We start from the raw sequence: 13,710 nt of genomic DNA, 5'->3' as shown, positions 1-13,710 counted from the left end.
GCTGCTGTACTTTCCCTATCGTTACGGAGCATGAATGCCATGAAGAATCGTCCCGAGCACGCCGTTGGTTACCGCACCGCTTTGTTCTTTGGCGCCTGTATGGCCGCCGCGCTATTGGCCGGCCAGGCCCATGCCTCCGGTGACGAATCGGCGCCGCCCAAGCCCAACTGCCCCAAAGGCCAGGTCTGGGATACCAAGACTGGCAAGTGCGTGCTGCAAACCAGCAAGGCCACGTCGGACGCCGACCGCACCGACTACGCCTACCGCCTGGCCAAGGACGGGCGTTACGAAGAAGCCCTGTCACTGCTCGACACCCTGCACAACCCGAACACCGCCAAGGCCCTGAACTACCGCGGCTACGCCACCCGCAAACTGGGGCGCACCGATGAAGGCATCAGCTACTACCTGAAGTCCGTGGCACTGGACCCCAACTACGCACAAGTCCGTGAGTACCTGCGGGAAGCCTACGTCATCAAGGGCCGTGTGGACCTGGCCCAGGAGCAACTGGTGAAGATCAAGGCGTTGTGCAGCACCACCTGCGAAGAGTACGAAGACCTGGCTGAAGCCATCGCCGCCGCGCCTCAGGCTTGAACCTGTGAGCGAACAGTCGGGAGATTGCCATCACCACAGACGCTGAGTTGCGCCGAGAGTTGAGCCAGCTGTTGCCACGTTTATGGCGATACGGGCTGGTGCTGTCGCGACAAAAGCATGTGGCTGATGACCTGGTGCAAGCCACCTGCGTGCGGGCGTTGGAGCGTGCAGGCCAGTTCGTGGCTGGCACGCGGCTGGACCGCTGGTTGCTGACGATCATGCATTCGATCTGGCTTAACGAATTGCGCGCCCAGCGAGTACGGCAAGGGCAGGGGTTTGTCGACGCCGAGCAGGCGTTGTCGTTCGACGGTGAAGCCCTGGCTCAGGACCAGGTCCTGGCCGCGCAGGTGATCAAGCGCGTCAATGCATTGCCCGAAGCGCAGCGGGAGACTGTTTTTCTGGCCTACGTCGAAGGCCTCTCATACAAGGAAATTGCCGAAGTCCTGCATATTCCCGTAGGAACGGTGATGAGCCGGTTGGCCGCTGCACGCATGAAGCTGGCTGAAACTGCGCACTCAAGCGGCTTGTTGGATAAATCGAGCGGAGAACGACGATGACTCAAAATACACCACCGTCGGATGAACTGCTGGTGGCTTACCTGGACGGTGAGTTAGACCCTCGGCAGCGTCAGGTTATCGATAACCTGCTGGGGATCGATCCTGCCGTGACAGCCCGCTTGGAGCTGCTCAAGCGCGGCCACTTGCCGTTCAAATCAGCCTTCGATTCGGTTCTCGATCAAGCCCCTACAGAGCGTTTGCAGGTGATGCTCGATGCCTTGCCGCCGGCACAAACACCCACCCTGAGTCGACGCAAATTTCTCGCGGTAGCAGCAAGCTTTGCGGTGGCCGGTGTGGTCGCTGATCGATTGTTCATGACCTGGCCCCGGCCTGAGCCCGGTTCGGGCTGGCGTGCCTCGGTGGCCGAATACATGGCGCTGTATACGCCCCAGACCCTGGAAAACCTCAGCGCCGATCCCGACTCCCATATCGCCCAGCTGAGTTCGGTCGGGACCCAGCTCGGCCTGTCGTTGAACCCGGATGCAGTACACCTGCCTGGCGCCGAATTTCGCCGCGCACAAATCCTCGATTATGACGGCGTACTGATCGGCCAACTGACCTACCTCGACGCGCGCCACGGCCCGCTGGCGCTGTGCATTACGGCGGCGAAAAAAGGTGCGGTGGCCATGGCCACCGAACAGCGCCGGGGCATGAACGTGGTGTTTTGGTCCAGCCCGTCCCATGCGTTCATGTTGATTGGCAGAAACCCGTTCGAGGATTTGCAGATCATGGCGCGCAGTGCCGAGAAGGCTTTGTCGGCATAGCTTCAATGAGACGATGAGGGCGTCTGCAACGCCCGCCACCGAGCCGGCGTCGTCCCCTCCCAGGAACGAAACGCACGATAAAACGAGTTGGTATCTTCATAGCCCACCAGGCACGCGATCTCGTCTATCTCAATCGACGGCTCGGTGAGCAGATGCCGCACCACTTCCTGGCGGGTTTCCAGCATCAGTTGCCTGAAACTGGTGCCTGCCTCGGTAATGCGCCGTTGCAACGTGCGTTCGCTCATGCCCAGCTCCCGCGCTACCTCGACCATCTCGGGGCGGCCACTGGCCAGGAAGCGCTTGAGGGTGATCTTGACCTGATGGCTGATGCTGGCCGGTGTCGAGGCCTCCGCAAGCGCTGCCACCAGGCCCGGGTTCAGCATTTCGAGCATTTGCGGGTTGTACCCCGGAAAAGGTCGGTCCAGATCGGCGGCGTCCAGTATCAGCGCGTTGCGCCCGGCACCAAAACGCACGGAGCAACCGAAAAACTCGGCCAGTGCACGGCTGCCATCGTCCGGGCGAACCAGTTCGACCTGCAGGGGAGTGATCTGCGTCCGTGCTCCCCGTCGCCCCAATTCAACAAACGTCGCAAACGCCGCATCCACCAGCAGCGCAGGCGGTAATTCTGGCGTGTGCAACCAGTCGATGGTCACCGTACAGGTACGGCCATCCTCGCAAACCTGCAGGCGCTCGGGTGTGCACAATTGCTTGAAGCGGGCGAGGCGGTGCAGGCCATCGCGATAATCCCGGGCGATAAAAGCGGCAAAGCTGGAGGGTGGAAGCGCGGTGATATCCAGCCGCGTCACCAGTAATATCCCGACAGCCGGATCAGGATTAAGTATGCGCACCGCCTCCCACAAGCGAAAGAACTCCAGTGTCGTCACCTGCCGCCGGTCTCGCCGCTCGCGGATATGCAGGGTCATGGGCAAGCGTGCCTGACGCAACACCACCGACGGCTCCAGCCCGACGCTCTGCAGCGCCAGCCAGAACACATCCGGTATGTTGAAACGGGGTTGGGTCGCGTCAGGCATGCGGCACCTTTTTCAAAAGCGTGAGATTAATCCGAGGCCGACACGCTGAGGTCATGCCACTTTTTATCCGACTCGGCCAAGTCTGCCGCTGCCCGGGCGGCGTATTGCACGGCATCGCTGCCGATCAGCAAGCGTAGCGGGGCGTCTTTGTTCAGTGCCAGCTCCAGCACGATTTCGGCAACCCGGTCCGGACCCGTCGGCAGGATGCCGGGGGAGTTGACCAATTCAACCAGGGCGCCGACCGTTTGTTGGTAGGGCTCACTGATGGCCGGAATCGTCATGGAACTGCCCGACCAGTCCGTGCGCATGCCGCCCGGCTCCAGCACGGTCACCTGGATGCCCAGTGGCGTGACTTCCTGTGCCAGTACTGTGGAAAATCCACCGACTGCCCATTTCGCACTCTGATACGCGGCCAGGCCGGCCATGCCGATGCGGCCACCCAACGACGATACCTGGAAGATATGCCCACGGCCCTGGGCGCGCAGCACCGGCACCACCGCCTTGCTCACGTGCACCACACCATAGAAGTTGGTGCTGATCTGCGCGGAAAAATCCTCCAGCGTCACATCTTCCACCGACGCCAGGTCACCGTAGCCGGCGTTATTGACCACCACATCCAGGCGACCAAAATGTTTCACCGCGGCATCCACCGCTTCCAGCACCTGCTGGTTATTGGTCACGTCCAGCGTGACCGGATAAATCGCCTCGCCGTATTCGGCCACCAAGTCATCCAACTGCTTGGGATTGCGCGCGGTGGCAACCACACGATCACCGGCGCGCAGGGCGGCTACGGTAATCGAGCGGCCGAGGCCGCGGGAACTGCCGGTGATAAACCATATCCTGGACATTCGAACACCTCTTCGTTTGAGACTGCGGGAGTAACCTGTGAACGAATGATGGTCGACCGGCTTCTCTCATACACTAGCAAGAGGCCGCCAAGTGACTTGCATATCACGCCCTTTATTCTGCGGCCAACCGTGCCGACAGGCTTTCGATAAACACCGTCTCCGCCCGGCTCATCTTCTGCTCACGGTTCCACAGCAGGTGGATATCCACGTCGGTAATCCCTTCGTCTGGCGGCAAGCGCCAGAGCAACCCATGCTTCACATCCTCGGCCACCACATGAATCGGCAGGCAGCCCAGGCCAAACCCGGCAATCACCAACCGCCGCACTTCCTCCAGGCTGGAGGACGACGCCACGATGCGCCCGCTGAAGCCCTGCTGGTCGCGAAAGATCGTCAACGGCGAGAGCATTCCGCCGATCTGGTCGCTGGTAAAACTCACGAAGTTCTCCGACTGCAAATCTCCCTCCGCCAGCCCGGTGCGTCCGAACAACGGGTGATGCCGCCCGCAAAAAAATGCATAACGCTGACGTAGGAACAGGTGCTGCTCCAGCCGTGGTTGCGGCCGGCGATTGAGGCTCAGGCCCAGCGTCGCGGTTTTCTCCAGCAGGGCGGCGACGATGTCAGAGCTGCGCATCACCTCAACGTCCAGGTCGACCCGGGGATGCTGGCGATGGAAGTCCGCCAGGAAGTCATCAAAGGTGTCCGAACTGATCCGGCTGATCATCAGCAACCGCACTTTGCCAAGCACCTCGTCGCCAGGCTTTTGCAGGGCGTTGCTCATCTGCGAGACCTGGCCATACATCTCGCCGGCGATCGCGAAAATCTGCTCGCCGGCTTCGGTCAGCACGAAGCGCGGGCCGCGCCGGGCGATCAACTGGCAGTCGAGCTGTTCTTCCAGGCGCTTGAGCGCCTGGCTGATGGCCGGCTGGGTGAGGTGCAGGCGGGCGGCGGCGCGACTGATGCTCAACTCCTGGCCGATCACCCGGAAGGTGCGCAACAGGTTCCAGTCCAGGCGGTCATTGAGCAGCGGATGAACATCGCGGCGATTTTCAGGCATGTCGACAGCTCGATAATAAGCAGGATTTATAATCGGAATAATAAATAGAAAATTGACTAATCATAGGGCCGAGACGAAAAATCACCCTCAACCAGCGCCATCAGAGCGCGTGCGCCAGACCTTTCTCCTGCCAAAAAAATAACCAAAGGAGCCAGCCCCATGAAGCCTTCCGCTTCGCCGCAGCCGCGCCGTGCCGCGGCCGCCGCTTTCATCGGCACCATGATCGAGTGGTACGACTTTTACATCTACGCCACCGCCGCCGCGCTGGTGTTCGGTCAATTGTTCTTCCCTTCCGACGACAAACTGTTCAGCACCATGGCCGCGTTCGGCACCTTTGCCGTGGGCTTTTTCGCCCGGCCATTGGGCGGCATTGTGTTTGGGCATATCGGTGACCGTATCGGTCGCAAGAAATCCCTGGTGATCACGCTGGTGATGATGGGCGTGGTCACCGTATGTATCGGCCTGTTGCCGACCTATGCGCAGATCGGCGTCGCGGCGCCGGTGTTGCTGGTGCTGCTGCGCATCGTGCAGGGCATCGCCGTTGGCGGCGAGTGGGGCGGGGCGGTGCTGATGGCCGGCGAACATGCACCCAAAGGCCGTCGCAATTTCTTTGCCTCCTTTGCACAGTTGGGCAGCCCGGCGGGTTTGATCCTGTCGTTGCTGGCCTTCAGTGCGGTAACCCGTTTGCCGGAGGCCGACCTGCTCAGTTGGGGCTGGCGCGTGCCGTTCCTGGCCAGTGCCTTGTTGTTGATCGTCGGTCTGGCAATCCGCCTGGGCGTCAACGAATCGCCTGAGTTCCTGGAAGACAAAGCCAAGGCAGAAAAGGCCCGGGCCATCACCCAGGATCAGGCCCCGGTCATCGAAGTGCTGAAAACGGCCTGGCGCCCGCTGCTGCTGTGCATCGGTGCCAACACCCTGGGGATTGCCGGGGTGTATTTCACCAACACCTTCATGATTGCCTACACCACCCAGCAACTTAACCTGCCGCGCTCGTTGATTCTGGAATGCCTGTTTGTCGTGGCCATCATCCAGTTCTGTGTCCAGCCGCTGGCGGCCTGGGTGGCGGAGAAGGTCGGTGCCACACGCTTTCTGTGTGCGATGAGCGTGCTTGCGATGGCCTCGCCTTATCCGATGTTCGTGCTTGTCAGCAGCGGCCAGGCGCTATTGATCATCATCGGCATCGCCCTGGCCGTGGTGTGCATGGCCTCGTTTTATGCGGTGATTGCAGGCTTCGTCAGCGGCTTGTTCGAAACCCGCGTGCGCTACACCGCCATCTCCCTGGCCTATCAAGTGTGCGGCGCGCTGGCCGGTGGCCTCACGCCGTTGATCGGCACCTGGCTGGCCCATGAATACCAGGGCCAGTGGTGGCCGATGGCAGTGTTCTACAGCGCGATCGCGGCGGTTTCGCTGCTGTGCGTACTCGCGTTGTCCCGTCGTCACGCCACCGCCCACCGTCTTGAAATGGCTTGAAGCGTTTGATTGGAGAATGTGTATGTTGAAGATTAATGGCGAGCGCCTGTGGGCCAGCCTGATGGCCATGGCCGAAATCGGCGCCACGGCCCGCGGTGGCAGTTGCCGCCTGGCGTTGAGCGCCGAAGACCAGGCGGGCCGCGCACTGTTCAGCCGCTGGTGTGAGGATGCCGGGCTGACCCTGAGCGTCGATGCCATCGGCAACCTGTTCGCCCGCCGGGCTGGCACCGGCTCTGAAGCTGCGCCGGTGATGATGGGCAGCCACCTCGACACCCAGCCGGAAGGCGGGCGTTTTGATGGCGTCTATGGTGTGCTGGCCGGACTGGAAGTGATCCGCAGCCTCGACGACCACGGCATCAAGACCCGCAAACCACTGGAAATCGCGGTATGGACCAACGAGGAGGGCGCCCGGTTTACCCCGGCCATGCTCGGCTCGGCGGTGTTCACTGGCACCTTGGCGTTGGATAACGCGCTGGCCACCCGGGATGTCGCCGGTGTCAGCGTGGCGGATGCGTTGCGCAGCACCGGCTACAACGGCCAGCGCCCATTGGGCGGCGCGGTGGATGCGTATTTTGAAGCGCACATCGAGCAAGGTCCTATTCTGGAAGACAACGCCAAGAGCATTGGCGTGGTCACCGGTGGGCAGGCGATTCGCTGGCTCGACGTGCGCGTGGAAGGCATGGCCGCCCATGCCGGGACCACGCCGATGCCACTGCGCAAGGACGCCTTGTACGGCGCCGCGCAGATGATCCAGTCGCTGGAAAACCTGGCGGCTGATTTTGCGCCTGAGGGCCTCACGACCGTGGGTGAATTGAGCATCGCCAAGTCGTCGCGCAACACCATTCCCGGCCTGCTGAATTTTACCGTCGACCTGCGCCATCACCGCGACGCCGACATAGAAGCCATGGAGCAACAGGTGCGTGCCCGCTTGCAGGACATCGCCGCCCAACGTGGTCTGAGCGTCACCGTCAGCCCGCACTGGATCAGCCCGGCGACACCGTTTGATGCCGAGTGTGTCGCCTGTGTGCAGTCCGCCGTGGATGCGTTGGGCTATGCCCAGCAATCGATTGTCAGCGGTGCTGGCCATGACGCCATCCACCTGGCGCGGTTCTGCCCCACGGCGATGGTCTTTATCCCGTGTGTGGGCGGCTTGAGTCATAACGAAGCCGAAGATGTGCTGCCCGAGGACGTTCGCCAGGGTACCGATGTATTGCTCAATGCCGTGTTGAAACGTGCCGGCCAGGCTAATTAACGAAACATTTCTGCAAGGTTGAACACGATCAAAATGTAGGAGCTGGCTTGCCTGCGATAGCGGTGGTTCAGGCAACAAATTTGTATCTGAACCACCGCAATCGCAGGCAAGCCAGCTCCTACAGGTCCGGTGTTCAACCGCAGATGTGTGCCCATCAGGAGAAATCCCATGCGTACTTATTTCCACCCCGAACAACTCCTGCACCATCCTCGCAGCTACTACTCCCGTGGCCAGATGCGTACCCCGCAGGAAGTCCCGGAGCGCGCCCGCAATCTGCTGCTGGCCGCGCAAAACCTGGGCTTCGACATCCAGCAACCCCACGACCACGGCCTTGATCCACTGCTGGCTGTGCACGGTGCGGCCTACCTGGCCTTCCTCCAGGAAGCCCACCAGCGCTGGAAAGAAATCCCCGAAGACTGGGGCGACGAAGTCATGTCCAACATCTTCGTGCGCGAGCCCAACGCCCTGCGCGGCATCCTTGCCCAGGCGGCGCGCTACCTCGCCGACGGCAGTTGCCCGATTGGCGAACTCACCTGGCGCTCGGCCTATTGGTCCGCCCAAAGCGCCGTCGCTGCCGCCCGGGACATCCTCGACGGCGCACCCGCGGCCTACGCGCTATGCCGCCCGCCAGGCCACCACGCGCGTTTTGATGCAGCCGGTGGGTTCTGCTATATCAACAACGCGGCGGTTGCGGCGCAGGCGTTGCGCGCTGGCTTCGAGCGCGTCGCCGTACTCGACACCGACATGCACCACGGGCAAGGCATCCAGGAGATTTTCTACGAGCGTGATGACGTGCTGTACGTGTCGATTCACGGCGACCCGACCAACTTCTATCCGGGTGTTGCAGGCTTTGCCGAAGAGCGCGGCGCTGCTGCGGGTGAAGGCTTCAACCTCAACCTGCCGATGGCGCATGGCGCGAGTGAGGCGGTGTTTTTCCAAAAGCTGGAACAGGCATTGAAGGCAGTGAAGGACTTCTCGGCGGACGTGCTGGTGTTGTCGCTGGGGTTCGATATCTACGAGCTGGATCCGCAAAGCAAAGTGGCGGTGACACGGGAAGGATTTGCGCGGCTGGGGGAGTGCATTCGTGGATTGGGGTTGCCGTGTGTGATCGTGCAGGAGGGCGGGTATCACCTGGAAACGCTGGACAGTAATGCTCAGGCGTTTTTTGCAAGTGCGCAGGCGTGGTCAATGTAACCCGCTGAATAAAGCGCCCCGGACTGCCTTGGAAATACATTCAAGGCGCGTCCGCCCCGTGGGCCTTTTACGTCGATAATTTATATCTCTTAACTTCTGGTCGACACCCCTAAAGTCCCGCCCTGACTGGCCGAAACTCTGTCATACGATGTCGTATGCCCATAATGAGAACAATCGCCATGTCGCTCCGCAGCCTGTCCATCGCCCGCCGTGCGGGTCTCGGTTTTGCCTTGATTGCCTTGCTCGTGGCGCTGTTGGGGTTCTTTGCGCTCTCGAACATGGCAAGCATCCGCGAAAGCGCCGTGCAGGTTGAAAGTGGCCTGGTGCCGAAAATGCGCCTGGTCTCGGATATCCGCGAAATCATGCTGCGCATCCGCACTATTTCCCTGCGCATGGCCCTTGATCCCAATCCCGCGAGCCTCTCGCAATACCGTAGCCAGATGGACACCCGCAGCCAGGATCTGACGAAGAAACTGGCCGACCTGAATGCGGTGATTGATACCCCCGAGGTACGCAATCTTTATGATCAGTTCCAGGTCTCCCTGCGTCAGTATCAGCAAGGTCTCACTCAGTCATTCATCCTCGCCGACAAGCAGCAGACCGCCGAGCTGAACAAGTTGCTGCTGGTGGACATGAAGACCGTGGTCGACGGTTCCGGCAATCAGCTCAATGCCCTGGCCGACTATTACAACGCCCAGATAAACCTGCAGGGCCAGACGGCCGAGTTGCAGTACAGCCGCTCGCGCACGATGGTCTTCGGCTTCGTGCTGCTGGCGGCGTTGAGCACCGTGGCCCTGGCCTGGTTGCTGACGCGCAGCATCGTTGGTCCGCTGAGCCACGCGGTGCGCGCCGCAGAAAACGTCGCCCAAGGCGACCTGACCCAGACCGTTGAAGTCACCGGCGATGACGAAGTGACGCGCCTGCTGGTGGCGTTGCAGACCATGCAAGGCAGCCTGCGCAGTACCTTGCAGCTGATTCGCCAGTCGGCCGGGCAGATGGCCGCGTCGGCCACCGACCTCAACGGCATCACCGACCAGAGCAGCCGCAGCCTGCAAAAGCAGACCGCTGAAATCGAGCAAGCCGCCACCGCGGTCAACGAGATGACCTCGGCCGCCGATGAGGTGGCACGTAATGCAGTCTCCACTTCCGAATCCACCCGGCTCTCTAATGAAACGGCCCGCGATGGCCAGCAGCGCGTCGGCGAGACGGTCAGCGCGATTCAGGCGTTGAGTACCAACATCGGTGACACCTCGAGCCTGGTGCAAAACCTCGCCGATCAATCGCGGGACATCGGCAAGGTGCTCGATGTGATTCGCTCCATCGCCGAGCAGACCAACCTGTTGGCCCTGAACGCCGCCATCGAGGCGGCGCGTGCCGGTGAGTCCGGGCGTGGCTTTGCCGTGGTGGCCGACGAAGTGCGTGCGCTGGCCCATCGCACCCAGCAATCGACCCTGGAAATCGACCAGATGGTCACCGCGATGCGCAGTGGCTCCAGCGAGGCACTGACCTCAATGCAATCGAGCACCCAGCGGGCCAGCGAAACCTTGATCCTGGCCGAAGGCGCCGGTGGAGCCTTGAGCCAGATCACCGACTCCATCGACCAGATTCACCAGCGCAACCTGGTCATCGCCAGCGCCGCCGAGGAGCAGGCGCAGGTGGCCAAGGAAGTGGATCGCAACATCGTCAATATTCGTGACCTGTCTGCGCAGTCGTCTTCGGGAGCGGGGCAGATCAACGGGTCGAGCCAAGAGCTGGCGCGCTTGGCCGTGTCGCTCAATGAGGCGGTGGCGCGGTTTCAGCTGTAACGGGGTCTACTTGTGCCACGGATGGCACCAGTTCCAGGATACGGTCACGGCCACCTTCGGCCACGAGGTACGTTCCCTTCGTCGTACGCACAATCGACTGTGGCGCCTTCAGGAAAGACAGGATCGTCTGCTGGCGCCCGTGCTTGTCGATCAGCAACAAACGCGCACGGTGGGTTGAATCCTCGTTGATCCATAACCCGCGTTCATCGCACATCAGGAAGGTGGGTTTGTTCAAATGGCTCAGTACCACCGGGTCGCTACCGTCGATGGTCAGCTCTCGCACCACGCCCTTCTTCTTTTCTGTGTAGAGCATGCGCCCATCCGTGCAACGAACAATCGACTCGCCTTCGCTGAGTTGGTCACGCACGACGCTCAAGGTCCTGTCGCTCCAGTGATAGCGCAGAATCCGCGCCCCGACCTTGCGGTCTTCGATGGCATACAGGTACTCGCCGTCGTCCCACAGCCCTTGCACGCTTTCTCCCCTGAACAGCTCGGTGACGACGCCGTCCTTGAGGAAGCTGACCGGCGCGCCGTCCACTTCCTGGCTGAACACCCAACCGCCCTGAGTGGCGACCATGCCATCGGGCTTGGATAGTTTTCCTACAACCAGCTCGCGTTTTCCGTCGGGCAAGATGCGTACGATACTGCCAAGCCCATCGCTCAATTCCTGGCTCACCATCAGCGAACCGTCGGGCATCGGCATCAGTGATGCGGCCTTTGCTACGTCTCGGTGGACGACATGAACACTCCAGTCTTCGGCTGCACTGACCGGGTAGAAGCTTTGCCAGGCGAAGAAGCCCAAAGCTGCAAGGCAGAGCAAACCCAGGAGCCACAACCCCGCTCGAAGCGCTCGATAGAGAGGCGCAGGGCTGGAAGTCCTTTTTATTGTTTCATCCATTGATTGCGTTACCAGTCTGTATTCGTGAGTGGAAAAGATTGCCGCTGCGGTTGATTGTCGTCGTCATCCTGCAAGAGGCTCTAAGCAGGAATTTTCCCGCATAAAGAATTTCCTTTATACCCATGCATGAGTGGTGCGAGAAACATAAAGGGACCGCAGGCATACAGCGGGGATTTGGCAGGAGGCGAGTTGCACATAGGCAATTTCAGTGGGAGTGGAACTACAGCCCATACAGTCATTCCGCACCATTCACGTTTGGTAGGTTGTGGTCGGGTGTTGGTGTGAGCATCTTTATCATCGGGAAGGGCTAGATGGATCCCTACGCATCCAGTAAGACAAATCAGCAGTGTTGTGCTGACAACTATTTTTCCCATGTTAGACCTGTGAGGTGGTACCTAAGAGCTGTCAGTATTGACGCTTTTCAGAAGTCTCGTTTCCAACCCACGCAAATTCCCTGCTGATATGTATGACCGCATATTTTCCGTAGGGTTATTGGCTGATCCCGATTCTGTGGCCCGCGCCAATAGCATCCCGCCAGCCTCCATACGATAATGCCCGCCACATCTGCTCAACCAATGGCTGCCCCCGTGATCATCAACTTCGACCTCAACGACCTCCAGGCCTTCCGCGCCGTCGTAGATAAGGGCAGTTTCCGTGCGGCGGCCGAAGCCATCCGTATCTCCCAGCCGGCCCTCAGCCGGCGTATCGAGAAGCTCGAATCCGCCCTCGACGTCAAACTCTTCGAACGCACCACGCGCCGGGTCAGCCTGACCATGGTCGGCCGCGCGTTCCTGCCGCAAGTCGAGCGCATGCTCGATGACCTGGACATCGCCCTGATGGGCATCAGCAACGTCGCCTCGACCCGCATGGGCAATGTCACCATCGCCTGTGTGCCGTCCACCGCGTACTACTTCATGCCCCACGTGATCTCCGAATTCCACAAGCTCTATCCGAAGATTCGCCTGCGGGTCCTGGACGCGAGTGCGGGCGAGGTGTGTGCGGCGGTGGAAAGTGGCGAGGCGGATTTCGGCGTGAGTTTCAGCGGCAGCCTGGCAGACGGGGTGGAGTTCGAGCTGCTGTTGCAGGAGCGTTATGTACTGGCCTGTCGCCGGGAGCACCCGCTGGCGGACCGCGCCAGTGTGACGTGGGCCGAGGCGTACGAGCACGACTACATCACCGTGGACAAGACCTCAGGCAACCGCTTCCTGCTGGACCAGGCCCTGCGCGGCGTGCGGGTGAAGAAACCAAGCATCTGCGAAACCCATCACGTGACGACCATGATCGGGCTGGTGGAGGCGGGGCTTGGGGTGGCGATGGTGCCGTCGATTGCGATGCCGGGCGGCGAACATCCGATTCTGACGAGCGTGCCGCTGGTGGAGCCGGAGGTGGTGCGCAACGTGGGGTTGATCAAGCGCCGCGGGCGTACGTTGACGCCGGCGGCACTGGAACTGGAGCGGTTGACGCGGGAGATGCCGTTCCGGTCAGTGTGAGACCGAATCCAGGCCGGTGGATTGCACCACCGGTTGCGCCTGGGGCGAGGCGAGGAATTGCAGGAGCTTTTTCGCCTGCGCCGGGTGCTGCGCATTTACCGGAATGCCGGCGGCAAAACGGGTGACGGACTGCACGTCTTCGGGGATCTTTCCGACGTAGGTCACGCCTGGAATCGGCAGCAGTTCGGACACCTGTTGCAAGCCCACTTCGTAATCACCCTTGGCCACCTGTGAGGCCACCGGGATGCGTTCGATCATGGTGCCCTTGGACGGCATGCCGAGCTTCTTGAACAGTTCCTTTTCGACGTAGACGCCGCTGGCGCTGTCCGAGTACGCGACGGATTTGGCGTTGGTCAGTACCGTCTTCAGTTCGGCATCGGTGGCAATCGAGGGCTTGGCCGCGCCTTCCTTGACCACCAGGCCGATGCGCGAGTCCGCCAGTTCAACGCGGGACGCCTTGTCGACCTTGCCTTGCTTGATCAGCTCATCCAATGCGTAGCCGACCATGATCACCACGTCGGCGTGTTCGCCACGGGCCAGGCGGTTGGGAATCGCTTCCGGCGCCTTGCCCATCGACGGGCCGAGGATGGTGTCGAGGGTGTCGCCGCTCTGGGTGGCGTATTGCGCACCCAGCACCTTGTAGGCAGCGGTGAAGCCGCCGGAGGTCATGACTTTCAGCTCTTCGGCGTGGGCGACCATCGCCAGGGAACCGATCGCCAGTGCCGCCAGTGTTTTCAGCATGGGGTTCATCAGTGC

At 61.2% G+C, this 13,710-nt stretch carries 13 protein-coding genes and 1 pseudogene; 9 read left to right on the top strand and 5 right to left on the bottom strand.

What is annotated here, in order from left to right; translation table 11 throughout:
* Positions 1 to 39: 39 nt before the first annotated feature.
* From AC3WKX_RS04195 to AC3WKX_RS04185, 3 genes are read left to right on the top strand one after another with little or no spacing between them, the layout of a single operon-like run.
* The gene (locus AC3WKX_RS04195) at positions 40 to 591 is read left to right on the top strand and encodes a hypothetical protein (RefSeq protein ID WP_256579704.1); all 552 of its coding nucleotides are present in this window, start codon (positions 40 to 42) and stop codon (positions 589 to 591) included.
* A 59-nt stretch (positions 592 to 650) separates the two neighbouring features.
* The gene (locus AC3WKX_RS04190; RefSeq protein WP_003211943.1) at positions 651 to 1,148 is read left to right on the top strand and encodes an RNA polymerase sigma factor; all 498 of its coding nucleotides are present in this window, start codon (positions 651 to 653) and stop codon (positions 1,146 to 1,148) included.
* Entirely contained in the window at positions 1,145 to 1,912 is a 768-nt protein-coding gene (locus tag AC3WKX_RS04185) for an anti-sigma factor family protein (RefSeq protein ID WP_102604236.1), read from the top strand. The genes AC3WKX_RS04190 and AC3WKX_RS04185 overlap by 4 nt, the downstream gene beginning before the upstream one ends.
* A 2-nt stretch (positions 1,913 to 1,914) precedes the next feature.
* Here the strand turns inward: AC3WKX_RS04185 and AC3WKX_RS04180 are convergent, their stop codons facing one another.
* The 3 genes from AC3WKX_RS04180 to AC3WKX_RS04170 form a co-directional block, all read right to left on the bottom strand.
* Positions 1,915 to 2,943: an AraC family transcriptional regulator gene (locus tag AC3WKX_RS04180; RefSeq protein WP_102604237.1), complete on the bottom strand. Its 1,029-nt coding sequence runs from the start codon at positions 2,941 to 2,943 to the stop codon at positions 1,915 to 1,917.
* A 26-nt stretch (positions 2,944 to 2,969) separates the two neighbouring features.
* Positions 2,970 to 3,791: an SDR family NAD(P)-dependent oxidoreductase gene (locus tag AC3WKX_RS04175; RefSeq protein ID WP_102604238.1), complete on the bottom strand. Its 822-nt coding sequence runs from the start codon at positions 3,789 to 3,791 to the stop codon at positions 2,970 to 2,972.
* Positions 3,792 to 3,903: 112 nt separating this feature from the next.
* Positions 3,904 to 4,845, bottom strand: a complete 942-nt coding sequence (locus AC3WKX_RS04170) for a LysR family transcriptional regulator (RefSeq protein ID WP_003211934.1) — start codon at positions 4,843 to 4,845, stop codon at positions 3,904 to 3,906.
* Between the two features lie 159 nt (positions 4,846 to 5,004).
* On the opposite strand from AC3WKX_RS04170, the gene AC3WKX_RS04165 reads away from it, so the two are divergent.
* The 5 genes and pseudogenes from AC3WKX_RS04165 (at position 5,005) to AC3WKX_RS04145 (ending at position 10,566) form a co-directional block, all read left to right on the top strand.
* Positions 5,005 to 6,315: an MFS transporter gene (locus tag AC3WKX_RS04165; RefSeq protein WP_102604239.1), complete on the top strand. Its 1,311-nt coding sequence runs from the start codon at positions 5,005 to 5,007 to the stop codon at positions 6,313 to 6,315.
* Between the two features lie 22 nt (positions 6,316 to 6,337).
* Positions 6,338 to 7,567 carry a Zn-dependent hydrolase gene (locus tag AC3WKX_RS04160; protein ID WP_102604240.1) on the top strand — a complete coding sequence of 410 codons (1,230 nt, stop codon included), beginning with the start codon at positions 6,338 to 6,340 and terminating at the stop codon, positions 7,565 to 7,567.
* Positions 7,568 to 7,735: 168 nt separating this feature from the next.
* Positions 7,736 to 8,761, top strand: coding sequence for a histone deacetylase family protein (locus AC3WKX_RS04155; RefSeq protein WP_102604241.1), 1,026 nt, complete (start codon positions 7,736 to 7,738; stop codon positions 8,759 to 8,761).
* A gap of 155 nt (positions 8,762 to 8,916) precedes the next feature.
* Positions 8,917 to 9,708: pseudogene (locus tag AC3WKX_RS04150) on the top strand (MCP four helix bundle domain-containing protein); the annotation flags it as partial.
* Positions 9,703 to 10,566 carry a methyl-accepting chemotaxis protein gene (locus tag AC3WKX_RS04145; RefSeq protein ID WP_371858887.1) on the top strand — a complete coding sequence of 288 codons (864 nt, stop codon included), beginning with the start codon at positions 9,703 to 9,705 and terminating at the stop codon, positions 10,564 to 10,566. The pseudogene AC3WKX_RS04150 and the gene AC3WKX_RS04145, both read left to right, overlap by 6 nt.
* On the opposite strand, the gene AC3WKX_RS04140 is transcribed toward AC3WKX_RS04145, so the two are convergent.
* Positions 10,535 to 11,386 carry an SMP-30/gluconolactonase/LRE family protein gene (locus tag AC3WKX_RS04140; protein WP_102604260.1) on the bottom strand — a complete coding sequence of 284 codons (852 nt, stop codon included), beginning with the start codon at positions 11,384 to 11,386 and terminating at the stop codon, positions 10,535 to 10,537. The genes AC3WKX_RS04145 and AC3WKX_RS04140 overlap by 32 nt on opposite strands.
* A gap of 665 nt (positions 11,387 to 12,051) precedes the next feature.
* Here AC3WKX_RS04140 and AC3WKX_RS04135 point away from each other — a divergent pair.
* Complete coding sequence (locus AC3WKX_RS04135; protein WP_008437881.1) at positions 12,052 to 12,954, top strand: LysR family transcriptional regulator; 903 nt, start codon at positions 12,052 to 12,054, stop codon at positions 12,952 to 12,954.
* On the opposite strand, the gene AC3WKX_RS04130 is transcribed toward AC3WKX_RS04135, so the two are convergent.
* Positions 12,946 to 13,704 (bottom strand): substrate-binding domain-containing protein, encoded by a 759-nt coding sequence (locus tag AC3WKX_RS04130; RefSeq protein ID WP_008437882.1) that lies wholly within the window; start codon positions 13,702 to 13,704, stop codon positions 12,946 to 12,948. The genes AC3WKX_RS04135 and AC3WKX_RS04130 overlap by 9 nt on opposite strands.
* Positions 13,705 to 13,710 lie beyond the last annotated feature (6 nt).

This window comes from Pseudomonas sp. GP01-A4, from assembly GCF_058780865.1.
This window is presented reverse-complemented; position numbering and strand designations above follow the sequence as displayed.

Bases quoted from the DNA above. Each gene is read 5' to 3' on its own strand.
- AC3WKX_RS04130 (WP_008437882.1), bottom strand. From the start codon at position 13,704: ATGAACCCCATGCTGAAAACACTGGCGGCACTGGCGATCGGTTCCCTG.
- AC3WKX_RS04160 (WP_102604240.1), top strand. From the start codon at position 6,338: ATGTTGAAGATTAATGGCGAGCGCCTGTGGGCCAGCCTGATGGCCATG.
- AC3WKX_RS04155 (WP_102604241.1), top strand. From the start codon at position 7,736: ATGCGTACTTATTTCCACCCCGAACAACTCCTGCACCATCCTCGCAGC.
- AC3WKX_RS04165 (WP_102604239.1), top strand. From the start codon at position 5,005: ATGAAGCCTTCCGCTTCGCCGCAGCCGCGCCGTGCCGCGGCCGCCGCT.
- AC3WKX_RS04195 (WP_256579704.1), top strand. From the start codon at position 40: ATGAAGAATCGTCCCGAGCACGCCGTTGGTTACCGCACCGCTTTGTTC.
- AC3WKX_RS04175 (WP_102604238.1), bottom strand. From the start codon at position 3,791: ATGTCCAGGATATGGTTTATCACCGGCAGTTCCCGCGGCCTCGGCCGC.
- AC3WKX_RS04180 (WP_102604237.1), bottom strand. From the start codon at position 2,943: ATGCCTGACGCGACCCAACCCCGTTTCAACATACCGGATGTGTTCTGG.
- AC3WKX_RS04185 (WP_102604236.1), top strand. From the start codon at position 1,145: ATGACTCAAAATACACCACCGTCGGATGAACTGCTGGTGGCTTACCTG.
- AC3WKX_RS04170 (WP_003211934.1), bottom strand. From the start codon at position 4,845: ATGCCTGAAAATCGCCGCGATGTTCATCCGCTGCTCAATGACCGCCTG.
- AC3WKX_RS04145 (WP_371858887.1), top strand. From the start codon at position 9,703: ATGCAAGGCAGCCTGCGCAGTACCTTGCAGCTGATTCGCCAGTCGGCC.